This window comes from Amycolatopsis sp. NPDC006125, assembly GCF_040614195.1.
Classification (GTDB): Bacteria; Actinomycetota; Actinomycetes; order Mycobacteriales; family Pseudonocardiaceae; genus Amycolatopsis_E; species Amycolatopsis_E tucumanensis.
This window is the reverse complement of record NZ_JBEXTZ010000005.1, coordinates 100027-121183: the sequence shown is the minus strand read 5'-3', so window position 1 is coordinate 121183 and position 21157 is coordinate 100027. Positions and strand designations below refer to the sequence as shown.

Genomic DNA, 21157 nt, shown 5'->3' with positions numbered 1-21157 from the left:
CTCGTGACACACGGCAACGGCGGGGACCTGCTCGCCCAGATCCTGATCGACAACGGCGTCGACACCGCGTTCGGCATCGTGAGCGTCCACAACCTGCCGCTGGTGGAGGCGATCGCGGCGCGGCTGCGGTTCGTGCCGGTCCGGCACGAGGCGGCGGCGGTCAACGCGGCCGACGGGTACGCCCGAGCCCGCGGCGGGCTCGGGGTCGCGATCACCAGCACCGGCACCGGCGCGGGCAACGCGGCCGGGTCGCTCGTGGAGGCGCTGACCGCGGGCAGCCGGGTGCTGCACGTGACCGGGCAGATCGACTCGCCCTACCTCGGGCAGGGGCGCGGGGTCATCCACGAGACCCGCGACCAGCTGGGCATGCTCACCGCGGTGTCCAAACACGCCGCGACCATTTCTTCGGTGGCCGCGGCGGAGGACGTGCTGCGGCGGGCGGTGCGGGCGGCGGTGTCCCTCCCGTGTGGACCGTCCAGTGTGGAGTGGCCGATCGATCTGCAATACGCGCGGCACGACGTGGTGGCTCGTGCTCCGGAGGTGCCGGCGCCGGTGCCGCCGCCGGACGAGGACGCGCTGGCCCGGGCCGCCGAGTTGATCGCCTCGGCGCGGCGCCCGGTGATCTGGGCCGGCGGCGGCGCGGTGGACGCGCGGGACGAGGTGCGGGAGCTGGCCGAGCGGCTGCAGGCGCCGGTGTTCACGAGCAACTCCGGGCGGGGCACGCTGCCCGAGGACCACCCGCTGGTGGTCGGCAACTTCGCCACTGCCGCGGAGGACCTGCTGGCCGGGGCGGATCTACTGATCTCGGTCGGGACGCACTTCCGGTCCAACGAGACCAAGCACTACCACCTGGCGCTGCCCGCGCGGCACATCCAGATCGACGTCGACCCCGCCGCCCTGGGCCGGGTGCACCCGGCGACGGTCGGGATCGCCGGGGAGGCCGCGGTGGTGCTCCGGCGGCTGCAGGGCGGGTCCGGCGATCCGGAGTGGCGGGCGCGGGCGGTGGCGACGCGGTCCGCCGTGCGGTCGCGGCTGCGCGAGGCGATCGGCCCGTACGGAGAGATCTGCGACGCGATGCGCGCGGGGTTGCCGCGGGAGTCGGTGATCGCCCGGGACGTGACGATCCCGTCCAGCCAGTGGGGCAACCGGCTGCTGGACATCTTCGACCCGCGGACCAACCTGTTCCCGGTCGGCGGCGGGATCGGGCAGGGCCTGGCGACGGGCATCGGGGCGGCGCTGTCCGGCCGCGACGCACCGACGCTGGTGATGGTGGGCGACGGCGGGCTGGCCGTGCACTTGGGCGAGCTGGGCACGCTGACGCAGGAGAAGCCGTGGCTGGTGCTGGTGGTCTTCAACGACGGCGGGTACGGGGTGCTGCGGAACATGCAGGACCACCACGGCGGTGCGCGGGCCGGGGTGGACCTGTACACGCCGGACTTCTCGCGGCTGGCGCAGTCGCTGGACCTGCCGTACCAGCTGGTGAGCAAGCCGTCGCTGTTCGCGGAGGCGCTGGAGAAGGCGGTCGCGCAGCACGGCCCGTCCGTGATCGAGGTCGACGTGACCGCGCTGGACCCGGCGCCGCGCCCGTTCGTCCCGCCGGTGCCCGTCCCCCGGGAGGACTGATGACCGTCCCGATGGGGCCGCCGAGGCGACCAATCGAGCGGAATGCCCCCGCGGCCACGCGCTCCACCCCCGCCGACGGCGGCCCGCGGCACGGCCCCGCGCCGGCCGGCCGCGCCCCCGACCGCACTCGCATCCCCGGGACGGCGGCCTCACCGCCCCCGCGCCGGGTCATCGCCAAGGGCGCTGCCCCCACCCGCGCACGGCACACGGCACCACCCACGACCCCCGACCCAGCCCCACGCCAAGCCACCACCAAGCGCCCTGTCCCCACCCCCACCCGCGCACGGCACACCCCACCACCCACGACCCGCGACCGAGCCCCACGCGAGGCCACCACCGAACCCCACCCCGACGGGGCGCGGCCCGCAGCCCCCGGCCCGGTCCCCTGCCCCCCGGCCGCAACCCCACTCCCGGTCCCAGCCCTGGAGCGCCCATGACCGTCCCGGCGACCAGCCACCACCACGGACACGCCCCTGCCAACCGGCGCCGTCGCGTCCTCAAGACCGCGGCTCCCCTGCTCGTGCGCTACCCCGCCGCGGACGTGCGCGCCGCCGTCGTCGTCCTGCACGACGAGCGTGGGCTCACCGCCGAAGCCGAGGACGCCTGCCGAGTGCTCGCCGAGTGCGGCTACCTCGCCGTCGCGCCGCTGTTTTACTACGACACCGGCGGGCGGGTCTTCCCGCGCGGCAACTTCGCCGCCCTCGAGCCCGACGACCTCGCCGCCGACGTGGCCGGCGCGCTGGACCACCTGAGCCGCCGGGCGGGGGTTCCGGCGAGCGCCTTCATCGGGCTCGGCCAGGGCGCCCACCTCGCCGCCTGGGCCGCCGCCGCGCACGGGCTGCCCGCCGCCGGCGTCGGCCCGCGCGAGGGGCCCTGGCCGGACCTCCCCGAGCTGCCGGTGCTCGCCGCGAACCTGGGCGGGTCCTGGCTGTCCCTGGGTGACGAAGCCGACGCCTGGGACGAAGCAGTGCGATTCCTCGATTCAGCCCGCACACTATTGCCCGACGAGGAGACCGAATGAGCATCGACGCCACACCCGCAATGACGCAGGGTGACATCGCCGCGCGGCTGGAACGGCTGCCGATGTCGCGCTGGCAGATCAGCGTCCGCCTGCTGATCGGCATCGTGACCTTCTTCGAGGCGTTCGACCAGCTGCTGATCGCCTACACGCTGCCGGTGCTCTCCCGCGAGTGGGGCCTGTCGGCGGCCACCAGCACCGCGGCGCTGACCATCGGCTCGATCGGGATGCTGGTCGGCGCGCTGGTCTCCGGCTGGGCCGCCGACCGGATCGGCCGGGTCCGGGTCATCGCGATCTGCGTCGCGGTCAGCGCACTGTGCAGCGCAGGCATGGCGGCCTGCGACTCGCTCACCCCGTTCCTCGTCCTGCGGTTCGTGCAGGGCCTCGCGATCGGCGGTGAGGTGCCGACCGCGGCCGCCTACATCAGCGAGATCACCCGCGCCCACAAGCGCGGCCGGTTCGTGCTGCTCTACGAGGTGGTGTTCCCCGCCGGCCTGGCGGTGAGCGCGCTGGTCGCGGCATGGCTGATCCCGCTGTGGGGCTGGCGCTCGCTGTACCTGCTGGCCGCCGTCCCCGGCCTGATGGCGTTCGTGATCCTGCGCAAGGTGCCGGAGTCGCCGCGCTGGCTCGCCTCCCGGGGGAAGTACGACAAGGCCGCCGCGGCGATGGCGACGATGGAGACGAAGGTCCAGCGCGCCACCGGCGAGCCGCTGCCCGCGCCCGCCGCCGCGGTTCCGGTCACCGCCCCGCAGCAGCGCGGCAACGCCCTGCGCGACCTGTTCGCCGGCCGCTACCGCCGCCGAACGCTGACGGTGTGGACGATCTGGTTCGTCGGCTACCTCGCCAACTACGGCATCACGTCGTGGCTGCCGACCATCTACCGCGGCGTGTTCCACCTGCCGCTGGGCCAGGCGCTCTGGTACAGCACCGCGACCTCGGCGGCCGGCCTGGTCGGCTGCGTGCTGGCGGCGCTGGTGATCGACCGGATCGGGCGCCGGGTGGTGCTGGCCGCCGGGCTCGGCGCGACCACCGCGATGCTGGTGGTGCTGGGCGCGCTCGGCGCCGGGTCGCCGGTGCAGCTGCTGGTGTGGTCGTCGCTGGCGGCCGTGTTCAACTTCGCCGTGAACATCAGCCTGTACCTGTACACGCCCGAGCTGTACCCGACGCGCAGCCGCGCGCTGGGCTGCAGCCTCGGCGGCGTGATGAACCGGCTGGGCCTGATCCTCGGGCCGATCCTGGTCGGCGCGGTCTACGCCGGCGGCACCGCGCTGGGCTCGGTGTTCCTGCTGATCAGCGGGATCACACTGGTCGGCGCGATCGTGGCCGCGGTGTTCGCCGAGGAGACCCGCGGTCGCACGCTGGAGGAGATCGCGCCCTGACTGGCGATGGGGTGCCGGGTTCGCCCGGCACCCCGCCGCGGCGCGGTTTTCACGCTAGGTTCGGCCCATGGCCAAGGGCGAGGCGGTGGAGCTGGAGGCCGGGAACCACACGGTGCGGATCTCGAACCCGCAGCGGGTCTACTTCCCGGCGCGGGGCGAGACGAAGCTGGACCTGGCGCGGTACTACCTGTCCGTCGGCGACGGGATCGTGCGCGCGCTGCGGGAGCGGCCGTGCATGCTGCACCGGTTCCCGTCCGGGGTGAGCGGCGACAAGGTGCACCAGAAACGCGTGCCGGCCGGGGCGCCGCCGTGGCTGGAGACGGTGCGCGTGCACTTCCCGCGCTACAACCGGCACGCCGACGAGTTGTGCGTGACCGAGGTGGCGCACGTGATCTGGGCGGTGCAGATGAGCACCGTGGAGTTCCACCCGTGGAACTCGCGGCGCGCCGACACCGAGAAGCCCGACGAGTGGCGCATCGACCTCGACCCCGGCCCGGAGGCCGACTTCGCGCGGGTGCGGCGGGTGGCGCACGTCGCGCACGAGGTGCTCGACGAGCTGGGCGCGACCGGGTGGCCCAAGACGTCCGGCGGCAGCGGCCTGCACATCTACGTGCGGATCGAGCCGCGGTGGGGGTTCAGCGAGGTGCGGCGGGCGGCGCTGGCGTTCGCGCGTGAGGTGGAGCGCCGCGCGCCCGACGACGTGACGACGACGTGGTGGCGCAAGGACCGCGACCCGGCGCTGGTGTTCGTCGACTACAACCAGAACGCTCGCGACCACACGATCGCGAGCGCGTACTCGGTGCGGGGCGTGCCCGAGGCGACGGTGTCGACGCCGATCGCGTGGGACGAGGTGGACGACGTCGAACCGGGCGACTGCACGATCGCGACGGTCCCCGCCCGGTTCGCGAAGCTCGGCGACCTGCACGCCGGCATCGACGACACCGCCTACTCGCTGGAGACGCTGCTGGAGTGGGCGGACCGCGACGGGCTGGAGTGACCGCGGTCGGCACGCGGGTTCTTCGCGGCGGTTCGGCGCGGAAGCCCGCGACAGCCTCGGACTGACCGCAACCGGACAAGCGAACGCCTCCGCACCAGCCCACGCCGCACCACCACCGCCGCGCCACCAGCCGCCCCAGCCGGGCCTGACCGCAACCGGACAGGCGGTACGCCCACCCCCCAGCACCCGGTACAAATCTGGGGAGCGAGAGGGGCGCAGGATGAACAACCGGGCACTGGCCGCGCGTGCCGAGGCCGCCGGGCTGGGGCGGCTGGTCCGCGTGCACCGGCCGTTCCGGGAACCGGTCGCGGGCGCGATGCTCGCCGGCATCGGCGTCGTCCCGGCCGGGATCGCCGCCTTCTACCTCGTCCTCAACGACTCGCCGGCCTGGCGGTGGGTCGTCCTCGGCTACGCGGCGCTGCTGTGGGCGACGGCGGCCTGGTCGTGGTGGGGCCCGGTGCCCGGCGGCCGGTGCTGGTTCGCCTCCGCCGAGCGCGGCCTCCTGATCTGGCCGCAGGGCGAGGAGCCGGTGGCCGTGCGGTGGGAGCGGCTCGCCGCCGACGGGACGGAACTCGTCTGGGACACCGGCTCGCGGCGGGTCGGGACCGTGTGGGCCCGCACCGAACTGCTGCGCACCGCCCGGACCGGGCGCCCGTACCCGCCCGCGCGAACGCCCCGGCTCGCCATCGCCGCTCTGTCCGTGGCGCTGTCGGCCGTGGTCGTGTGGTTCACCGCGGTGCCGCTGGCGCTGGAACTCGCCTTCGGTGAGCAGCCGAGGGAGATCACCGACCTGGCCCGCCTGTGCACGGGCGGCGCGCCGTTCGGCCAGGCGCCCGCCTACACCGGCCCCGGCCCGCACGCCGTGGCCGTGTACGAGGGCTCCGGCTTCCCCGAGTACCTGCAGGGTTTCGCGGAGACGGACGAGAACTGGCCGCCCGCCGACGAGGTGCAGCTGGTCGGGTGCAGCCGCCTGATCGGCCAGGCCCAGCCGGCCGCGATCCGCACGTGCGAGTACGAGGACGGCTCCTCCCTGGTCACCTACCAGGGCCGCTGGGCGGTCACGGTGTTCGAGGCGCGCACCGGCCGCCGGGTCGCGGAGTTCACCGTCGACGGCGCCCCCTCCCGGAGTGACTGCCAGCCCACCATCCTCGTGCCCTCCGGCAGCCGGGGCAACGACGACACCGACTACTCGGCCCCCGAGGACGCCGCCTTCGCCGCGCACCTGACTCCGCTGGTGCACGCCGAATAAGGATCGCCCGGCCGGGTAATCCAAGCGCTCACCGACCGGAAGGACCGGAGATGAGCACCGACGACAAGGCCCAGAACAAGGCCGAAGAGCTCAAGGGCAAGGCGAAGGAAGGCCTGGGCAAGGCCACCGGCAACGAGCAGTGGGAAGCCGAGGGCAAGGGCGACCAGGGCAAGGCCGACGTCAAGCAGGCGGGCGAGAAGGTCAAGGACGCGGCGAAGGACGTGTTCGACCGCTGACCTCGGTGGCACCCGCCACAACCGGCTGTACGCATGGCGGCCGATGAGTTCAGCATGCGTACATGAGACTCGACGAGGAGATCCGCGCGCCACGGTTCGAGCGTCCGCCGAAACCGGTCGCCGGGCCGCGGCGCGTGCGCCGGGACTTCACCGGCACCACCCTGACCAACGGCGTGATCGGCCTGGTGTTCTCCGCGACCGGGCCGATCGCGGTCATCCTCGCGGTCGGGGTGCAGGGCGGCCTGACCCCGGCGCAGCTCGCGTCGTGGATCTTCGGCGTGTTCTTCCTCAACGGCATCCTCACGGTGCTCGCGTCGTGGCTGTACCGGCGGCCGCTGGCGTTCTTCTGGACCATCCCCGGCACGGTCGTCGTCGGCGGGTCGCTGACCCACCTGACCTGGCCCGAGGTGCTGGGCGCGTTCGTGGTCACCGCGCTGCTGATCCTGGTGATCGGCCTGACCGGCTGGGTCCGCGCGGTGATGGCGGCGCTGCCGATGCCGATCGTCATGGCCATGGTCGCCGGGGTGTTCCTGAAGTTCGGGCTCGACCTGGTGACCGCACTCGGCGTGGACCCGGTCGTCGCGGTCCCGATGGTCGTGGTGTTCGTGCTGCTCAGCGCCCTGCCCGCGGCCGGGCGGCGGCTGCCGCCGATCCTCGGGGCGTTGCTGGCGGGCGCGGTCGCCGTGGCGGTGTCGGGCCGCTTCACCCTCGCCGGTTCCGGCTGGCTCGCCGAGCCGTTGCTGCAGGCGCCCCGGTTCACTTGGCCCGCGCTGCTGGAACTGGTCGTGCCGCTGGCCGTGACGGTCCTGGTGGTGCAGAACGGCCAGGGCGTCGCCGTCCTGAAGCAGGCCGGGCACGAGCCGCCCACCAACGTCGTGACCGTCCTGTGTGGACTTTGGTCGCTGCCGGCCGCGGCGGTGGGCGCGGTGTCGACGTGCCTGACCGGGCCGACGAACGCGCTGCTGGTCGCCTCGGGCGAGCGGGACCGCCAGTACACGGCGGCCGTCGTGTGCGGGGCGGGAGCGGTGGTGACCGGCCTGTTCGCGCCGGCCTTCGTGCGCCTGATGCTGGCGACGCCGCCCGCGTTCATCGCGGTCCTGGGCGGGCTGGCGATGCTGCGGGCGTTGCAGAGCGCGTTCGTCACGGCCTTCCGCACCCGCTTCACGCTCGGCGCGCTGGTGGCGTTCCTGGTGACCGTGTCCGGCGTGCAGCCGTTGAACATCAGCTCCGCGTTCTGGGGCCTGGTCGCCGGGCTGGCGGTGTCGTTCCTGCTGGAGCGCGGCGACTTCCGCTCATGACCGCCGCCGGGCGGCCAGCTCCGCGCGCGAGCGGATGCCGAGCTTGGCGTAGATCCGGGTCAGGTGGTACTGCACCGTCTTGGTGGACAGGAACAACTCGGCCGCGACCTCCCGGTTGGACAGTCCGCTCGCGACCAGCTGGGACACCGCCTCCTCCTGCGGGGTCAGCTCGTCGAACCCGCGGCCGCGCGGCACGTGCACGCCACCGGCCTTCAGCTCGCGGTCGCAGCGGGCCACGTACGTCGAGGCGCCCAGCGCGGCGAACGCGTCCCGCGCGGTGCTGATCACCGCGTCGGCCTCGCGGCGCTTGCCGGCCCGGCGCAGGATCTGCCCGTAGGCGAAGTTCACGCGCGCCAGGTCGTAGCGCAACGGCAGGTCCTCCAACAGTTCCAGCGCCTCGTCGAACGCCGCCCGCGCCCCGTCGACGTCGCCCTGCGTGCCGAGCAGCCGTCCCCGCGCCGCAGCGAGCCGGGCGCGGGCCGAGACGCGCCCGCGTTCCGCGGCGAGGCGTTCGTGTGGCGCCAGGAACGCGTCCGCGTCCGCGGTCTTGCCCTCCAGCACCAGCGCGTGCGCGTACATGTCCGCCCACGGCCACAACCCCGGTTCGTCGATGCTGCCGCCCGCCCACGGCATCGTCAGCGGCCGCAACGCCCGCAGCACCCCGGCCGCGTCCGCGCGCGCCTCCGCGACGTGCGCCCGCGCCAGGCAGGACGGCACCCGCATGATCTCGTAGTCCTGCGGCCCGGCGTCGGCACGGCGCAACGCCTCCTCGGCGCGTTCCCAATCGCCCCGCAGCGCGTGCACCGCGACCGCCGTCCACGCCAGCAGCGGTCCGGCCAGCACGATCCCGGAGCGGTCCAGCAACGGCTCTGCCTCCGCGACCGTGCGCAGCGCGTCGTCCCACTCCCCCGTCAGGAACTGCGCCCGCGCCAGCCAGCCGCGCGCCCACAGGGAAATCCGGGTCGAACCGCCGAGGAACGTCGTGGGCACCGAGATCTCCAGGTCCACCCGCGCCTCGTCGATCGCGTCGACCATGAGGTTCAGCCAGCCGCGGCCCATCTGGATGCGCTGCGCCTGCGCGCCGTGCTGCACGCGTTCGGCCAGCTCCGCGTACCCGGCGAGCGCCTCGTCCGGCCGCCCGCTGCCGGCCAGGCCGAGCCCGCGGATCGCCGCCGCCTCCACTGCCGCCGGGGCGTCGGCGGGCACCAGCGAGATCGCCCGGTCCGCCCACCGCACCAGGTCCTCGGCGCGACACCGCGACAGCGAATGCAGCACGTAGCGCTGGCAGATCAGCGCCGCGACGTCCGGCTCCCGGCCGGTGTTGACCAGCCCCCAGGCCCGGCCCAGCCGGGTTTCCGCCTCGGCGGCGCGGCCGCGCACGATCGCCAGGTAGCCCAGGACGGCGTTGCGCAGCGGTGTTTCCCGCAGGCTCTCCACCTCCGGCATCAGCGCCGCGGCGGCGAAGGCGTCCCCGGCGCCGATCAGCGCGTCCACCGCGCGGGTGAGGCGGCTTTCCCGCTTCAGCCGGTCGTCGGTGAGGCGGCTGGCGTCGGACAGCAGCGAGGCCGCCACGCCCCACGCGCCCTCGGCGGCCCGTTCCGCGGCCAGCTCGTCGAGCCGGTCGGCGACGGCCGCGTCCGGCACCGGGGACGCGGCGACCAGCAGGTGCATGCGGCGGACCGGGTCCTCGATGAGGTCCGCGGCCCGGCGGTGGGCGTCCGCGGCGGCGGCCGGGCCCATCGCGGCGAGCACCGCGGCCCGCACCATCGGGTCCGGCGGCCCGGCTTCGGTGAGGCCGTGCGGGGCGAACTCGGCCAGCCCCGCGGCGCACGCCTCGTCGAGCAGGGGCAGCACGTCGCCGTCGACCCCGGCCAGCGACGCCGCGTCCCGCACCGCGGTGCCCGGTCCGAGGACCGCGACGGCCTCGACGAGCCGGCGCGCCTCGGGCGAGCAGGACGCCAGACCCTCGCGCACGCGCGCGGCGACGGCGGCGGGCGCGGGCAAGTCCGGGTCGAACCGCGCCCACGTCGACCGCGGCACCTCGGCGAGCAACTGCACGACGTGGCGCGGGATGCCGCCGGTGTGCCGCCAGAGCCGCTCGGCCATCGACGGGTGCAGCAGAATTCCGTGCGCGGCGGCCAGTTCGCCGGTCTCCGGCGCGGTGAGCGGTTCCAGGCGCACCGTCGTGGTGGCGGCCCGGTGCAGCAGTTCGAGCGCCGCCGCGGGTACCCGGTGGTCGCCGCTCACGCAGGTGGCGACGACGAGCGGCCGGGCGTCGCGGTCGTGCCGGACCGTGGAAACCAGCGTGCGCAACGACTCCAGGTCCGCCCACTGCGCATCGTCCACAATCACCACACCGTCGGCACCGCCGAGCTGGGCGAGCACGCCACCGGCGCGGCCGGTCTCCCACGGCGCCCCGGCCGCGCGCCGCACGCCGTCGCAGCGGGCGGCGAACTCGTCGGCCAGCGCCGTCCTCCCCACCCCGGCCGGGCCGGTGACCAGCACGAACGCCGGCGCCGCCACGCTCTCCAGTGCGGCGAGCGCGGCGGCGCGGGCGATCAGCTGCGGGCGACGGTGGACCACATGGTCACTCTAGGCGGGCTCCGGCGCGACGGCGGCCACCGGAACCTCGGCGTGCTGCGCCCGCGGCACGAGCGCGGTGACCAGCGCCGCGGCGAGCGCCACCCCGGCGAAGATGTAGAACGCCGTGGTCCCGCCGAGCCCGGCGCCGACCAGCAGGCCGCCGATCACCGGGCCCACGATCCCGCCGAGCCGTCCGAAGCCGGCGCACCACGCCACGCCCGCGGCCCGCGCCCGCGTCGGGTAGTAGTTGGACACCAGCCCGTAGATCAGCACCTGGGTGCCGATGGTGCCGACCCCGGCCACGGCGACCGCGAGCAGCAGCGCGCCCAGCGGCAGGTCCAGCGGCAGCAGCGCGAGCGTGAGTGCGGCGAGCACGAACGTGGTGACCACGACCCGCTTCGCGCCGGCCCGGTCCGCCCACAGCGACGCCAGCATGCCGCCGATGATCGCGCCGAGGTTGAGGACCAGCAGGAAGGTCAGCGAGTAGCTCTTGCCGTACCCGTTGTCCGCCATGATCTTCGGCAGCCACGTGTTCAGCCCGTAGGTCAGCAGCAGCCCGGCGAAGCTCATCAGCCCGAGCAGGGCGGTCGGCCAGGCCAGCGCGCGGGTCGCCAGCGCCGGGAATCCCACGCGGTCGGTCACCGGCGGCTCGGCGACCAGCGGCACCCCGGTCCGCTCCGACACCGCCCGTGCCTCGGCCACCCGGCCGCGGGCGGCGAGCCACTTCGCCGACTCCGGCAGCTTGACGACCGCCAGCGGCAGGACCAGCACGATCGGCAGCGCGCCGACCCAGAACAGCCCGCGCCAGCCGACGGCGTCGGCCAGCACGATCGCCAGCAGCGACGCGAGCACGCCACCGGCGGGGACTCCGCTGTAGACGATCGCGTTGAGCCGGTTGCGCCGCCCGGCGGGCGCGAATTCGGCCACCAGCGCGCCCACCGTCGCCACGAGCGCGCCCACGCCGATGCCGGTGAAGAACCGGCCGAAGCCGAACGCGGTGACGTTCTGGGTCAGGGCGGTCAGCCCCATGCCGATCGAGAACCAGGCCAGGTTGACCAGCATGATCTTGCGGCGGCCGATCCAGTCGCCGAGGCTGCCCGCGGCCAGCGCCCCGACGAGCACGCCGATCAGGGCGTAGCTGCCCAGCGCCCCGGCCTGGCCCGCGCTGATGTGGCCGAGTTGGGAGGGATCGGCGAGCAGGGTGGGCAGAACGGTGCCGTAGACGACCAGGTCGTACCCGTCGAAGACGAGGGCGATCGTCGACAGGGCGACCACCCAGGACACGGTGCGCCGGCGCTTCGTTGCGTCGGTGTCGGACATGATGGCTCCCGGTGTGGGGTGGGGAGGGCAACGGCGGCCCCGGGCGGGGCGGCCGGGTTCAGCCGAGGTCGCCCCCGGCCACCGGCAGGACGGTGCCGGTGATGTAGGAGGCCTCGTCGGAGGCCAGGAACGTGATCGCGGCGGCCTGCTCGTCGAGCGTGCCGTAGCGCTTCATCAGCGAGGAGTTCACGGTCTGGTCGATGTGCGCCTGGAACCAGGCGCGCTCCTGCTCGGTTTCCAGCGCCGATCCGCCGCGGCTGATGCGGCGGGGCGGCGCCTCGGTGCCGCCGGGCGCGGTCGCGACCACCCGGATCCCGGCGTCGGCGTACTCCAGCGCGAGCGAGGCCGTGATGGCGTTGATGCCGCCCTTGGCCGCCGAGTACGGGATGCGGTGGATGCCGCGGGTGGCGGCCGAGGAGACGTTGACGATCACGCCCTGCCCCCGCGCGGCCATCGACGGCAACGCGGCCCGGCACGAGTACAGGGTGGTCATCAGCGACCGGCGGATCTCGGCGTCGATCTCGTCCGGGGTGAACTCGGTGAACGGCTTGAACCAGATCGCACCGCCGACGTTGTTGACCAGCACGTCGATGCGCCCGTACCGGGCCAGCGCCGCCTCGGCCACCGCCTGCGCGCCCGCCCAGGTCTCCAGGTCGGACAGCACCGGCAGCGCCTCGCCCGTCAGCTCGTCCGCCACGTCCTTCACCAGGTCGGCGCGGTCGGCGAGGACGACCGTGCCGCCCTCCGCGCTGATCCGCCGCGCCACCCGCTCCCCGATGCCCTGCGCGGCGCCGGTGACCACGACGACCTTGCCGTCGAACCGGCCGGGGCTGACGAACCGCGGCCGCCGCGCGGCATTCTTGTCGTCCATCGCGCGGCGCATTGTGGTCTTCGAGCGTTCGGCGTGCTCGGCGACCAGGCGGCGCGCGGCAGTCCGGTCCCCCGCCTCGAACGCGGCCACGATGTCCAGGTGATCCTGCGTGCAACGGGGGTGGCACCAGGTGGCGTCGCGCAGGGTTTCGGTCATGTGCCCCTTGACGCCGAGCGCGTGGTAGGCCTGCAGGAGGTGCTCGTTGCCGGTCAGGGTGAACAAGTAGTCGTGGAAGGCCGCGTTGGTTTCGGTGTAGGCGGCGGCGTCGAGGAACCGGTCGCCGTCCACATAGGGCACAGTGGCCTCGGCGAGCAGGCGGTACCCGGCGAGCTGCTGCGAGGACAGGCGGCCGATCGTGATCTCCACCGCGCCCAGCTCCAGGGCCTGGCGCGCCTCGAACACGGCGTCCGACTCGTGCACCGACGGGTGCTCCTCGCCGATCTCGTACCGCCCGGGTTCGGTGAGCGGGGCGATTTCGGCCTGCGGCAGCATCTCCTGCCCGGCGATGGCGCGGGAGGCCGTTGGCCGCACTGGCTCACCGGGGTCGAGCGTGCCGCCGGTGCCGCCGGGCCAGATGACCTGCCCGGCGATGGCCCGCCGGGCCTGGCCTTCGTCGGGGATCGCGCCGCCGCGCAGCGGCGCGAGCTCGGCGCGCGGGAAGATCGCCTGCCCGGCGACGGTCCGGCTCGCCCCCGCGCGCTCCGGCGAAGGGGACGCGGATACCGGAACGGCGGGGGCTTCCGGCGCCGGGGGCGCCGGGGTCTGGACGGCGGCGGTGCGTGGCGGGGCGGTGGCCGCAGTCACGGCAGCGGCCGGTGCGGCGCCCGCCACGTCGGCACCACCCACCGGGGCGGCCGTCGTCTCCCCCGTGGGGGCGGAGAGCGCGAACTTCTCGTAGTAGAAGCCCGTCGGCTGCACACCGGCGTCGGTGAAGTGCTTGCGCACCGCCTCGACCATCGGCGGCGGGCCGCACAGGTACACGGCGACGTCGCCGCCGTGCAGGTGCTCGTCGCGGATCAGGCTGGTCACATAACCCTTGTTCGGGGCGCTGGAGTCCGGATCGGCGACGCAGTAGTCCCACGTCAGCCCCTCCACCTCCGCGGCCAGCGAGGCGAGCGTGTCCAGCTCGACCAGGTCGTCGTCGGTGCTGACGCCGTACACCAGGTGCGCCGGCCGCGACGACCCGCAGGCCCGCATCGCCCGCAGGATCGACAGGATCGGCGCCAGCCCGGTGCCGCCGGCCAGCAACAGCACCGGACGGCCGGTCTCGCGCAGGAAGAAGCTGCCGTTCGGGCCGGTGAAGCGCAGCTCGTCGCCGGGTGCGGCCCGCTCGGTCAGGTAGTCCGACATGAGGCCGCCCGGCGTGAGCTTCACCAGGAACGTCAGCTCCTTGTCGTCCGGCGCGTTGCTGAACGAGTACGAGCGCGTCTGGCCGGTGCCGGGGACCTCGATGTTGACGTACTGGCCGGGCAGGAACGCGAGCTTGTCGCGGTCCGGCGTCTCCAGCGTGAGCGCGACCGTGGTGGGCGACAACCGGTCCAGCGCGGTCAGCGTCGCCGGGTAGGTCGCCGCCTGGGTTTTCGCGACCGCTGACGTGCTGGCGATCTGCAGCACCAGGTCGGAGCGCGGCTTCATGCTGCACGGCAGCACGTAACCCCGGGACGCCTCGTCCGGGGACAACGCGTCGTCGATGTAGGTGCCGTCGTCGTAGTCGCCGGATTCGCAGAACGCCTTGCACGTCCCGCACGCCCCGTCGCGGCAGTCCAGCGGGATGTTGATGCGCTGCCGGTAGGACGCGTCGGCGACGGTTTGGTCCGGCTCGCACTTGATGAAGCGGGTGACACCGTCCTCGAAGGACAGTGCGACCTGGAAAGCCATGACGCCTCCCTCAGATGTGGTAGACGTCGACGACGTGGTGGATGTAGTCGTTCTTGAGGATGACGGTCTTGCGGCGGATCAGGGGTGACTCGCCGGAGAAGTCGATCGTGTAGAACGACGTGCCGTAGTACGGGTCGACGGTCTTGTAGCGGAAGTACATGGTGTGCCAGTTGAACCGCACGTCCACGATGTCGCCGCGGCGCTCGATCAGCTCCACGTTCGTGATGTTGTGGCTGGTGCGCGGCTCCGGGATCGACGTGGCGCTGGAGCGCTCGGTGCGGATCCGGAACACCCGGTCCTCCAGCCCGCCCTTGTTCGGGTAGTAGATGAGCGAGATCTGGCTCTGCGGGTCCTCGGTCAGCAGGTCGTCGTCGCCCCAGGAGGGCATCCAGAACACCACGTCGTCGGCGTAGCAGTCGAGCCACTTCTCGAACTCGCGGTCGTCGAGGTAGCGCGCCTCGCGGTAGAGGAACTGCTCGATGTCGGTCTGCGTGATGGTCTTGGTCGCGCTGGTCATTCCGCCACTCCGATCGCCTTGCGGAGGGTGTCCCGCCAGTAGCCGTGCTGCACCGGGTACAGGCCCTCGTCCTCGTTCTTCTGCCCCGCCGAGATGACGCCCTTCATGTCCAGCGCCAGCGCGACCTCGTCCGGGCCGGTGAGCCAGTGCTCGGCACCGCGGCTCATGTCGTTCCACGGCGCCGCGGTGGCGCGGAAGGTGAGCTGGCAGGAGCGGAACTCCTCCAGGTCGTCCGGAGTGGCCATGCCGGAGGCGTTGAAGAAGTCCTCGTACTGCCGGATCCGCCAGGCGCGGGCCTGCGCGCTCTCCCCCTTCGGCGCGATGCAGTAGATCGTCACCTCGGTCTTGTCCGGCGCGATCGGCCGGAAGTGCCGGATCTGGGTGGAGAACTGGTCCATCAGGTACACGTTGGGGTACAGGCACAGGTTGCGCGACCCCTTGACCATGAACTCGCCCTTGGCGTCGCCGAACTGTTCCTTCAGCTCGTCCATCCGGTTCCACAGTGGACGGTCCTGCGGGTTGGCCGCCCACGTCCACAGGCACAGGTGCCCGTGCGGGAACGACCAGTAGCCGCCGCCGGACTTGCCCCAGCTGCCCGCGTCGAGGGTCTTGGTGTCGTTCTTGGACTCGCCGGTGTTGCGCCGGGCGGTGGTGGCCGCGTAGTTCCAGTGCGTCGCGGTGACGTGGTAACCGTCCGCGCCGTTTTCGGCCTGCACCTTCCAGTTGCCGTCGTAGGTGTAGGTGGACGAGCCGCGCAGCACCTCCAGCCCCTCCGGGGACTGGTCCACCAGCATGTCGATGATCTTCGTGGTGTCGCCGAGGTGCTCCTCCAGCGGCAGCACGTCGGCGTTGAGGCTGCCGAACAGGAACCCGCGGTAGCTGTCGAACCGGGCGACACGGGTCATGTCGTGCGAGCCGCCGGTGTTGAACGAGGGCGGGTAGCCGGCGCCGTCGGGGTCCTTGACCTTGAGCAGCTTGCCGTCGTTGCGGAAGGTCCAGCCGTGGAACGGGCAGGTCAGCGTCATCCGGTTGTCGGTCTTGCGGCGGCAGACCATCGCGCCCCGGTGCGCGCACGCGTTGATCAGGCAGTGCAGCTCGCCGCCGGAGTCACGCGTGATCACCACCGGCTGGCGTCCGATGTAGGTGGTGAAGTAGTCGCCCGGGTTCGGGATCTGGCTCTCGTGCGCCAGGTAGATCCAGTTGCCCTCGAAGATGTGCTTCATCTCGAGTTCGAAGATCTCCTCGTCGGTGAAGATCCGGCGGTTCGCCCGGTAGATCCCGGCGTCGCGGTCCTCCACGACGGCGTCGGCGAGCACCTCCGACACGTGGTCCAGGGTCTCGGTCATGGAAACCTCCAACGGCCTCAGCGGCACTGCTCGGCTTCGGTGTTCCCCCGACCATGACAAGCGGTGGCCCCAGTCACACCGGGCGATTACCTAGTCCTGACCCAGGGTGCTATTAATCGACAGCATCGATCAATCAAGACTGAATCGCTCCTTGTCTTGACTCAATATCCGTACCTACGGTGAATGAATCCACGACGACGAGGAGCGGGAAGGAGGCCGGCGATGGAGCTGCGTCACCTGCGGTACTTCACCGCCGTGGCCGAAACCTGCCACTTCGGGAAGGCCGCCGAGCGCCTGCACATGGCGCAGCCGGCCCTGTCGCACGCGATCCGGCAGCTGGAGGCCGAACTGGGCGCGCCCCTGTTCACGCGCACGACCCGGCAGGTCCGGCTCACCCCGGCGGGTGAGTTCCTGCTGGGTGAGGCGCAGCGGGTGCTGGACACGGTCGAGGACAGCGTCCGCGGGGTGCGCCGCATCGCCGACGGCCGCCTCGGCCTGGTGCGGGTCGGGTTCACCGGCACCTCGGCCTTCTCGCACCTGCCGCGCATCGCCCGCGCGGTCAAGCGGGACCTGCCCGGCGTCGCCGTCGAGGTGCACGCCGACCTGCTCACCCCGGCCCAGTGCGACGGGCTGCGCAACGGCGACCTGGACCTGGCCGTGCTGCGCCCGCCCGCGCAGGGCGAGGACATCGACCTGCACACGCTGGAGGTCGAGCCGCTGATCCTCGCCGTGCCCGCCGACCACCGGCTCGCGGTCGAGCCCGTCGTGTCGGTGGCCGACCTGCGCACCGAGGGGTTCATCAGCTACGCCGCCAAGGATTCCGTGGTCAACGACGCCGTCATGCGCAGCTGCCAGGCCGCCGGCTTCAGCCCGCACCGCGAGCACGAAGCGGCCGGCACGGCGGTGCTGCTCGCGCTGGTGGCCGGCGGGCTCGGCATCGCGGTGCTGCCCGCGTCGGCCCGCGCGCTGCCGCTGGCCGGGGTCGTGTTCCGCGACCTCGCCGACGCCGGCACGGTCGAGCTCGCGCTCGCCTGGCGCCGCGACAACGACTCCCCGCTCGTCCGGTCGGTCCTCGAGGTGCTCGAGGCCGCACTCGCCCCCCAACGACACGAGGTCAGCCGATGAAGATCACGCGGGTGGAGGCGATCCCGTTCGCCATCCCGTACCGCAAACCGCTCAAGTTCGCCTCCGGCGAGGTGCACGTGGCCGAGCACGTGCTGGTGCGGGTGCACACCGACGACGGGGTCGTCGGCGTGGCGGAGGCGCCGCCGCGGCCGTTCACCTACGGCGAGACGCAGGCCGGGATCATCGCGGTGATCGAAAAGATCTTCGCACCGCAGGTGGTCGGCCTGACCCTGCTCGAACGCGAGACGATGGCGTCCCGGCTGAGCCGCACTGTGGGCAACCCGGCCGCGAAGGCCGCCATCGACATGGCGGTGTGGGACGCGCTGGGCCGCACGCTGGACGTGCAGGTCACCGAGCTGCTCGGCGGCTACACCGACCGGATGCGCGTGTCGCACATGCTCGGGTTCGACGAGCCGGCCGCGATGGTCGCCGAGGCGCAGCGCATGCGCGACGAGCACGGCATCACCACGTTCAAGGTCAAGGTCGGGCGGCGCCCGGTCGCGCTGGACACCGCCGTCGTGCGGGCCCTGCGCGAGGGCATGGGCGACGACGTGGAGCTGTACGTCGACGGCAACCGGGGCTGGACCGCCTCGGAGTCGGCGATGGCGATGAAGGAGATGACCGACCTCGGCCTGCTGTTCGCCGAGGAGCTGTGCCCTGCCGACGACGTGCTGGGCCGCCGCTGGCTGGTGTCGCAGCTGGACGTGCCGTTCATCGCCGACGAGTCGGCCGTCACGCCGGCCGACGTGACCCGCGAGATCCTGGCCGGCTCGGCCACCGCGATCAGCATCAAGACCGCGCGGACCGGTTTCACCCACTCGCAGCGCGTGCACCACCTCGCCGAGGGGCTCGGGCTGGAAGTCGTGATGGGCAACCAGATCGACGGCCAGATCGGTTCCGCGTGCACTGTCGCGTTCGGAGCGTCCTACGCGCTCACGTCGCGGCGGGCCGGGGAGCTGTCCAACTTCCTCGACATGAGCGACGACCTGCTCACCGAAGCGCTGGAGATCCACGACGGCGAGCTGCACATCCGTCCCGGCGCCGGGCTCGGCATCGAGATCGACCCGGCCAAGCTCGACCGCTACCGCCAGGACCGCTGAACTCCCCCGGATATCAAGGAATCAAGGAGGATCCCATGACCGCCACCCACCACGCTCCCGCGGCCGCCGAGTCCGGCGCCAGTGCCACCGCGCGGTTCAAGAGCGACAAGTTCGCCGCCGTCGCCGACACCCCGAAGGAGCGGGTGTCGCTGCTGGCCCGCGAGGTGCTCTCGGCCGTGCACGAGACCATCCGCAAGCACAAGGTCACCTACGACGAGTACAACGCGCTGAAGGCGTGGCTGATCCAGGTCGGCGAGGACGGCGAGTGGCCGCTGTTCCTGGACGTGTGGGTCGAGCACGTGGTCGAGGAGGTCGCCACCTCGCACCGCAAGGGCAACAAGGGCACCATCGAGGGCCCGTATTACGTGCCCGGCGCGCCGGAGCAGGGCTCGCGCGGGTCGGTGCCGATGCGTGAGGGCGAGGGCGGCACGCCGCTGGTGTGGACGGGCCGCGTGACCTCCGTTGACGGCAGCCCGCTGAAGGACGCGAAGGTCGAACTGTGGCACGCCGACGCCGACGGGCTGTACTCGCAGTTCGCGCCCGGCATCCCGGAGTGGAACCTGCGCGGCACCTTCTCGGTCGAGGAGGACGGCTCGTTCGAGATCCACACCGTGCGGCCCGCGCCGTACCAGATCCCGACCGACGGCGCGTGCGGCAAGCTGATCGCGGCGGCGGGCTGGCACGCGTGGCGCCCGGCGCACCTGCACGTCAAGGTGTCCGCCCCGGGCCACGAGCTGCTGACCGCGCAGCTGTACTTCCCCGGCGACGAGCACAACGACGACGACATCGCCTCGGCGGTCAAGCCGGAACTGCTCCTGGACCCGAAGCCGTCCGACGGCGGCGAGACGGTGACCTACGACTTCGTGCTCGACCCGGCTTGATTCTTACTGGAGGACTCACCCATGTTGTTCCACGTCCGGATGGATGTGCGGCTGCCGTCCGATATGGACCCGTCGGTGCGGGCCGACATCGTGGCCCGGGAGAAGGCGTACAGCCAGAAGCTGCAACGGGAAGGGAAGTGGCCGCACCTGTGGCGCATCGTGGGTGAGTACTCGAACATCTCCATCTTCGACGTGGAGTCGAACGATGAACTGCACGAGTTGCTGTCGGGGTTGCCGTTGTTCCCGTACATGGACATTCGGGTGATGGCGTTGGCTACGCATCCGTCGAAGGTCCAGGACTGACCGTCACGCCCGGTGGGGCGCTCGTCAGCGCCCCACCACGTGTTCCGCCGCCGCGAGCACCGCTCCGTACTGCGTCGCCACCAGCTGCCGGATCGGGATCGTCCGGTACTCGCCGAGCAGCGCGTCTCCGGCGACCCACTCCGCGTGCCTCGCCGCGACCCGCTCCCTGGCCGCCCGCACCGCCGGCCGCGTGTTGCCCACCGCCAGCTCACCGTCCAGGGCCCGCAACAGAATTCCGCCGTAGCGCAACCGGAAACTGTGCGTCGCCTCGGCGAGGGACGACACCTCGGCCACCGTGGCCGGCCGGTCGGCCTCCGGGGACGTGCTGCGCGAACGCGCGCTGCGCGCTGCCGACGCCATCATTGTCGCGAAGGACCGGCTCGCCCGCCAGAACGGCGAGTCCGGCACCATCAGCGCCCCGGACACCGCCTCGATCGTGTCCACCATCAGCGACGACAGGTCCGCCAGCGCCCGGGCGTGCGCGGCCAGCGCCGACGCGTACCCGGTGCCCGCCGGGCCGTCGTCGTCCGCCGTGTCGGACGTCCAGTACGGCAGCTCGGTGACCAGCGTGAGCGCGCCGTACCGGCCGGCGTACGACGCCGTGTTGTCGCCCGCCGAACTCGTCCACGGCTCGCCGAGCCCGGTCAGGTAGTCGTAGGCCCGGCTGATCGACGTGCCCTGGAAGATCGCGTCGTCGAGCCGCGTGATGTAGGGCGCCTCCGGCTCGCCGCGGTCCAGCGGCAGCCCGACGTGCGCGGGCAGCGCCTGCAGCGCCCGGTGCAGCGGCGGCTCGGCGCGGTTGAGGTAGTAGTAGACGCCGCCCAGCTCGCTGTTGTGCAGCGAGCACACCAGATCCGGCCGGTCGGAGTCGATCAGCCGCATCAGCGCCTGTGTCTCCGGCAGCGCCGCGTCGAAGTAGGCGTCCTTGTAGTCCAGCGGGAACGTCCACTCCACCTGGTCCGGCCCGGCAGGCCGGTAGAAGTGCCGCGCGTAGTGCTCCCGCGTGAACGGGCCGGCCAGCCAGCCCTCGTTGAGCCGCAGCCCGTCCGGGTCGATGCACGCGATGATCCGCCACCGGTGCCGCAGCCGCGCCCGCAGCCCTGGGTCGGCGCACAACCGCGCGGCCAGGTGCAGCGCGGTGAGCCCGCCGATCGGCTCGTTGGGGTGCGGCAGCCCGAACACCAGCGCCGTCGGATCACCGGGCTCGCCGTCGATCGTCAGGCACAGCAGCGGCTCGCCGTGCCGGGAGGTGCCGACCCGCTGCAACGTCGTGATCTCCGGGTAGCCCGCCGCCAGCGTGCGCAACCCGCGTTCCAGTTCGTCGACGCCCGCGAACGCCGGGTAGTCCCCTACGTCGTCGATCTCCTTGACCAGCCATTCCGGCAGCGCCACGGGCCCCCTCCTCGTCCGTCGTTCCGTGCTCGGTCCAGTTC

17 protein-coding genes are annotated in these 21157 nt (G+C 72.8%); 11 read left to right on the top strand and 6 right to left on the bottom strand.

The genetic code is table 11. From position 1 onward, the window contains the following. Positions 1–3: 3 nt before the first annotated feature. From ABZ193_RS04645 to ABZ193_RS04615, 7 genes are all read left to right on the top strand, one after another. Complete coding sequence (locus tag ABZ193_RS04645) at positions 4–1623, top strand: thiamine pyrophosphate-binding protein (RefSeq protein ID WP_354708916.1); 1620 nt, start codon at positions 4–6, stop codon at positions 1621–1623. Between the two features lie 433 nt (positions 1624–2056). Then, positions 2057–2644, top strand: a complete 588-nt coding sequence (locus ABZ193_RS04640; RefSeq protein WP_354708915.1) for a dienelactone hydrolase family protein — start codon at positions 2057–2059, stop codon at positions 2642–2644. Then, positions 2641–4020: an MFS transporter gene (locus ABZ193_RS04635; protein WP_354708914.1), complete on the top strand. Its 1380-nt coding sequence runs from the start codon at positions 2641–2643 to the stop codon at positions 4018–4020. The genes ABZ193_RS04640 and ABZ193_RS04635 overlap by 4 nt, the downstream gene beginning before the upstream one ends. Before the next feature lie 67 nt (positions 4021–4087). Continuing rightward, positions 4088–5017 carry a non-homologous end-joining DNA ligase gene (gene ligD, locus ABZ193_RS04630; RefSeq protein WP_020418948.1) on the top strand — a complete coding sequence of 310 codons (930 nt, stop codon included), beginning with the start codon at positions 4088–4090 and terminating at the stop codon, positions 5015–5017. A gap of 220 nt (positions 5018–5237) precedes the next feature. Then, a complete protein-coding gene (locus ABZ193_RS04625) occupies positions 5238–6266 on the top strand; it encodes a hypothetical protein (protein WP_354708913.1) in 1029 nt (342 codons plus the stop codon). Positions 6267–6316: 50 nt separating this feature from the next. Then, complete coding sequence (locus tag ABZ193_RS04620; protein ID WP_020418946.1) at positions 6317–6502, top strand: CsbD family protein; 186 nt, start codon at positions 6317–6319, stop codon at positions 6500–6502. 62 nt (positions 6503–6564) lie between these two features. Beyond that, a complete protein-coding gene (locus ABZ193_RS04615; protein ID WP_354708912.1) occupies positions 6565–7800 on the top strand; it encodes a benzoate/H(+) symporter BenE family transporter in 1236 nt (411 codons plus the stop codon). Here ABZ193_RS04615 and ABZ193_RS04610 read toward each other — a convergent pair. From ABZ193_RS04610 to benA, 5 genes are read right to left on the bottom strand one after another with little or no spacing between them, the layout of a single operon-like run. Beyond that, on the bottom strand, positions 7795–10383 hold the full coding sequence (locus ABZ193_RS04610) for a LuxR C-terminal-related transcriptional regulator (RefSeq protein WP_354708911.1): 2589 nt from the start codon (positions 10381–10383) through the stop codon (positions 7795–7797). The genes ABZ193_RS04615 and ABZ193_RS04610 overlap by 6 nt on opposite strands. Before the next feature lie 9 nt (positions 10384–10392). Further along, positions 10393–11703, bottom strand: coding sequence for an MFS transporter (locus ABZ193_RS04605; RefSeq protein ID WP_354708910.1), 1311 nt, complete (start codon positions 11701–11703; stop codon positions 10393–10395). Between the two features lie 58 nt (positions 11704–11761). Then, entirely contained in the window at positions 11762–14452 is a 2691-nt protein-coding gene (gene benC, locus ABZ193_RS04600) for a benzoate 1,2-dioxygenase electron transfer component BenC (protein ID WP_354708909.1), read from the bottom strand. 10 nt (positions 14453–14462) lie between these two features. Next, on the bottom strand, positions 14463–14969 hold the full coding sequence (benB, locus tag ABZ193_RS04595; protein ID WP_020418941.1) for a benzoate 1,2-dioxygenase small subunit: 507 nt from the start codon (positions 14967–14969) through the stop codon (positions 14463–14465). After that, positions 14966–16315, bottom strand: coding sequence for a benzoate 1,2-dioxygenase large subunit (gene benA, locus ABZ193_RS04590; protein WP_354708906.1), 1350 nt, complete (start codon positions 16313–16315; stop codon positions 14966–14968). Before benA ends, benB begins: the two co-directional genes overlap by 4 nt. 222 nt (positions 16316–16537) lie before the next feature. Here benA and ABZ193_RS04585 point away from each other — a divergent pair, with 222 nt between their 5' ends. The 4 genes from ABZ193_RS04585 to catC are packed head-to-tail and all read left to right on the top strand — an operon-like array spanning position 16538 to position 19724. Further along, entirely contained in the window at positions 16538–17440 is a 903-nt protein-coding gene (locus ABZ193_RS04585) for a LysR substrate-binding domain-containing protein (RefSeq protein ID WP_354708905.1), read from the top strand. Further along, positions 17437–18540 carry an enolase C-terminal domain-like protein gene (locus ABZ193_RS04580; protein WP_354708904.1) on the top strand — a complete coding sequence of 368 codons (1104 nt, stop codon included), beginning with the start codon at positions 17437–17439 and terminating at the stop codon, positions 18538–18540. The genes ABZ193_RS04585 and ABZ193_RS04580 overlap by 4 nt, the downstream gene beginning before the upstream one ends. A gap of 35 nt (positions 18541–18575) precedes the next feature. Then, positions 18576–19421 (top strand): catechol 1,2-dioxygenase, encoded by an 846-nt coding sequence (catA, locus tag ABZ193_RS04575; RefSeq protein WP_354708903.1) that lies wholly within the window; start codon positions 18576–18578, stop codon positions 19419–19421. 21 nt (positions 19422–19442) lie between these two features. Further along, complete coding sequence (catC, locus tag ABZ193_RS04570; protein WP_020418936.1) at positions 19443–19724, top strand: muconolactone Delta-isomerase; 282 nt, start codon at positions 19443–19445, stop codon at positions 19722–19724. A 24-nt stretch (positions 19725–19748) separates the two neighbouring features. Here the strand turns inward: catC and ABZ193_RS04565 are convergent, their stop codons facing one another. After that, positions 19749–21116: a M14 family zinc carboxypeptidase gene (locus ABZ193_RS04565; protein ID WP_354708901.1), complete on the bottom strand. Its 1368-nt coding sequence runs from the start codon at positions 21114–21116 to the stop codon at positions 19749–19751. Between the last annotated feature and the right edge of the window lie 41 nt (positions 21117–21157).

What these genes read in the sequence shown, in the direction of transcription:
- ligD (WP_020418948.1), top strand. Translation starts at nt 4,088, where the DNA reads ATGGCCAAGGGCGAGGCGGTGGAGCTGGAGGCCGGGAACCACACGGTG.
- ABZ193_RS04585 (WP_354708905.1), top strand. Translation starts at nt 16,538, where the DNA reads ATGGAGCTGCGTCACCTGCGGTACTTCACCGCCGTGGCCGAAACCTGC.
- benC (WP_354708909.1), bottom strand. Translation starts at nt 14,452, where the DNA reads ATGGCTTTCCAGGTCGCACTGTCCTTCGAGGACGGTGTCACCCGCTTC.
- catC (WP_020418936.1), top strand. Translation starts at nt 19,443, where the DNA reads ATGTTGTTCCACGTCCGGATGGATGTGCGGCTGCCGTCCGATATGGAC.
- ABZ193_RS04620 (WP_020418946.1), top strand. Translation starts at nt 6,317, where the DNA reads ATGAGCACCGACGACAAGGCCCAGAACAAGGCCGAAGAGCTCAAGGGC.
- ABZ193_RS04635 (WP_354708914.1), top strand. Translation starts at nt 2,641, where the DNA reads ATGAGCATCGACGCCACACCCGCAATGACGCAGGGTGACATCGCCGCG.
- ABZ193_RS04625 (WP_354708913.1), top strand. Translation starts at nt 5,238, where the DNA reads ATGAACAACCGGGCACTGGCCGCGCGTGCCGAGGCCGCCGGGCTGGGG.
- ABZ193_RS04615 (WP_354708912.1), top strand. Translation starts at nt 6,565, where the DNA reads ATGAGACTCGACGAGGAGATCCGCGCGCCACGGTTCGAGCGTCCGCCG.
- catA (WP_354708903.1), top strand. Translation starts at nt 18,576, where the DNA reads ATGACCGCCACCCACCACGCTCCCGCGGCCGCCGAGTCCGGCGCCAGT.
- benA (WP_354708906.1), bottom strand. Translation starts at nt 16,315, where the DNA reads ATGACCGAGACCCTGGACCACGTGTCGGAGGTGCTCGCCGACGCCGTC.
- ABZ193_RS04605 (WP_354708910.1), bottom strand. Translation starts at nt 11,703, where the DNA reads ATGTCCGACACCGACGCAACGAAGCGCCGGCGCACCGTGTCCTGGGTG.
- ABZ193_RS04580 (WP_354708904.1), top strand. Translation starts at nt 17,437, where the DNA reads ATGAAGATCACGCGGGTGGAGGCGATCCCGTTCGCCATCCCGTACCGC.
- ABZ193_RS04640 (WP_354708915.1), top strand. Translation starts at nt 2,057, where the DNA reads ATGACCGTCCCGGCGACCAGCCACCACCACGGACACGCCCCTGCCAAC.
- benB (WP_020418941.1), bottom strand. Translation starts at nt 14,969, where the DNA reads ATGACCAGCGCGACCAAGACCATCACGCAGACCGACATCGAGCAGTTC.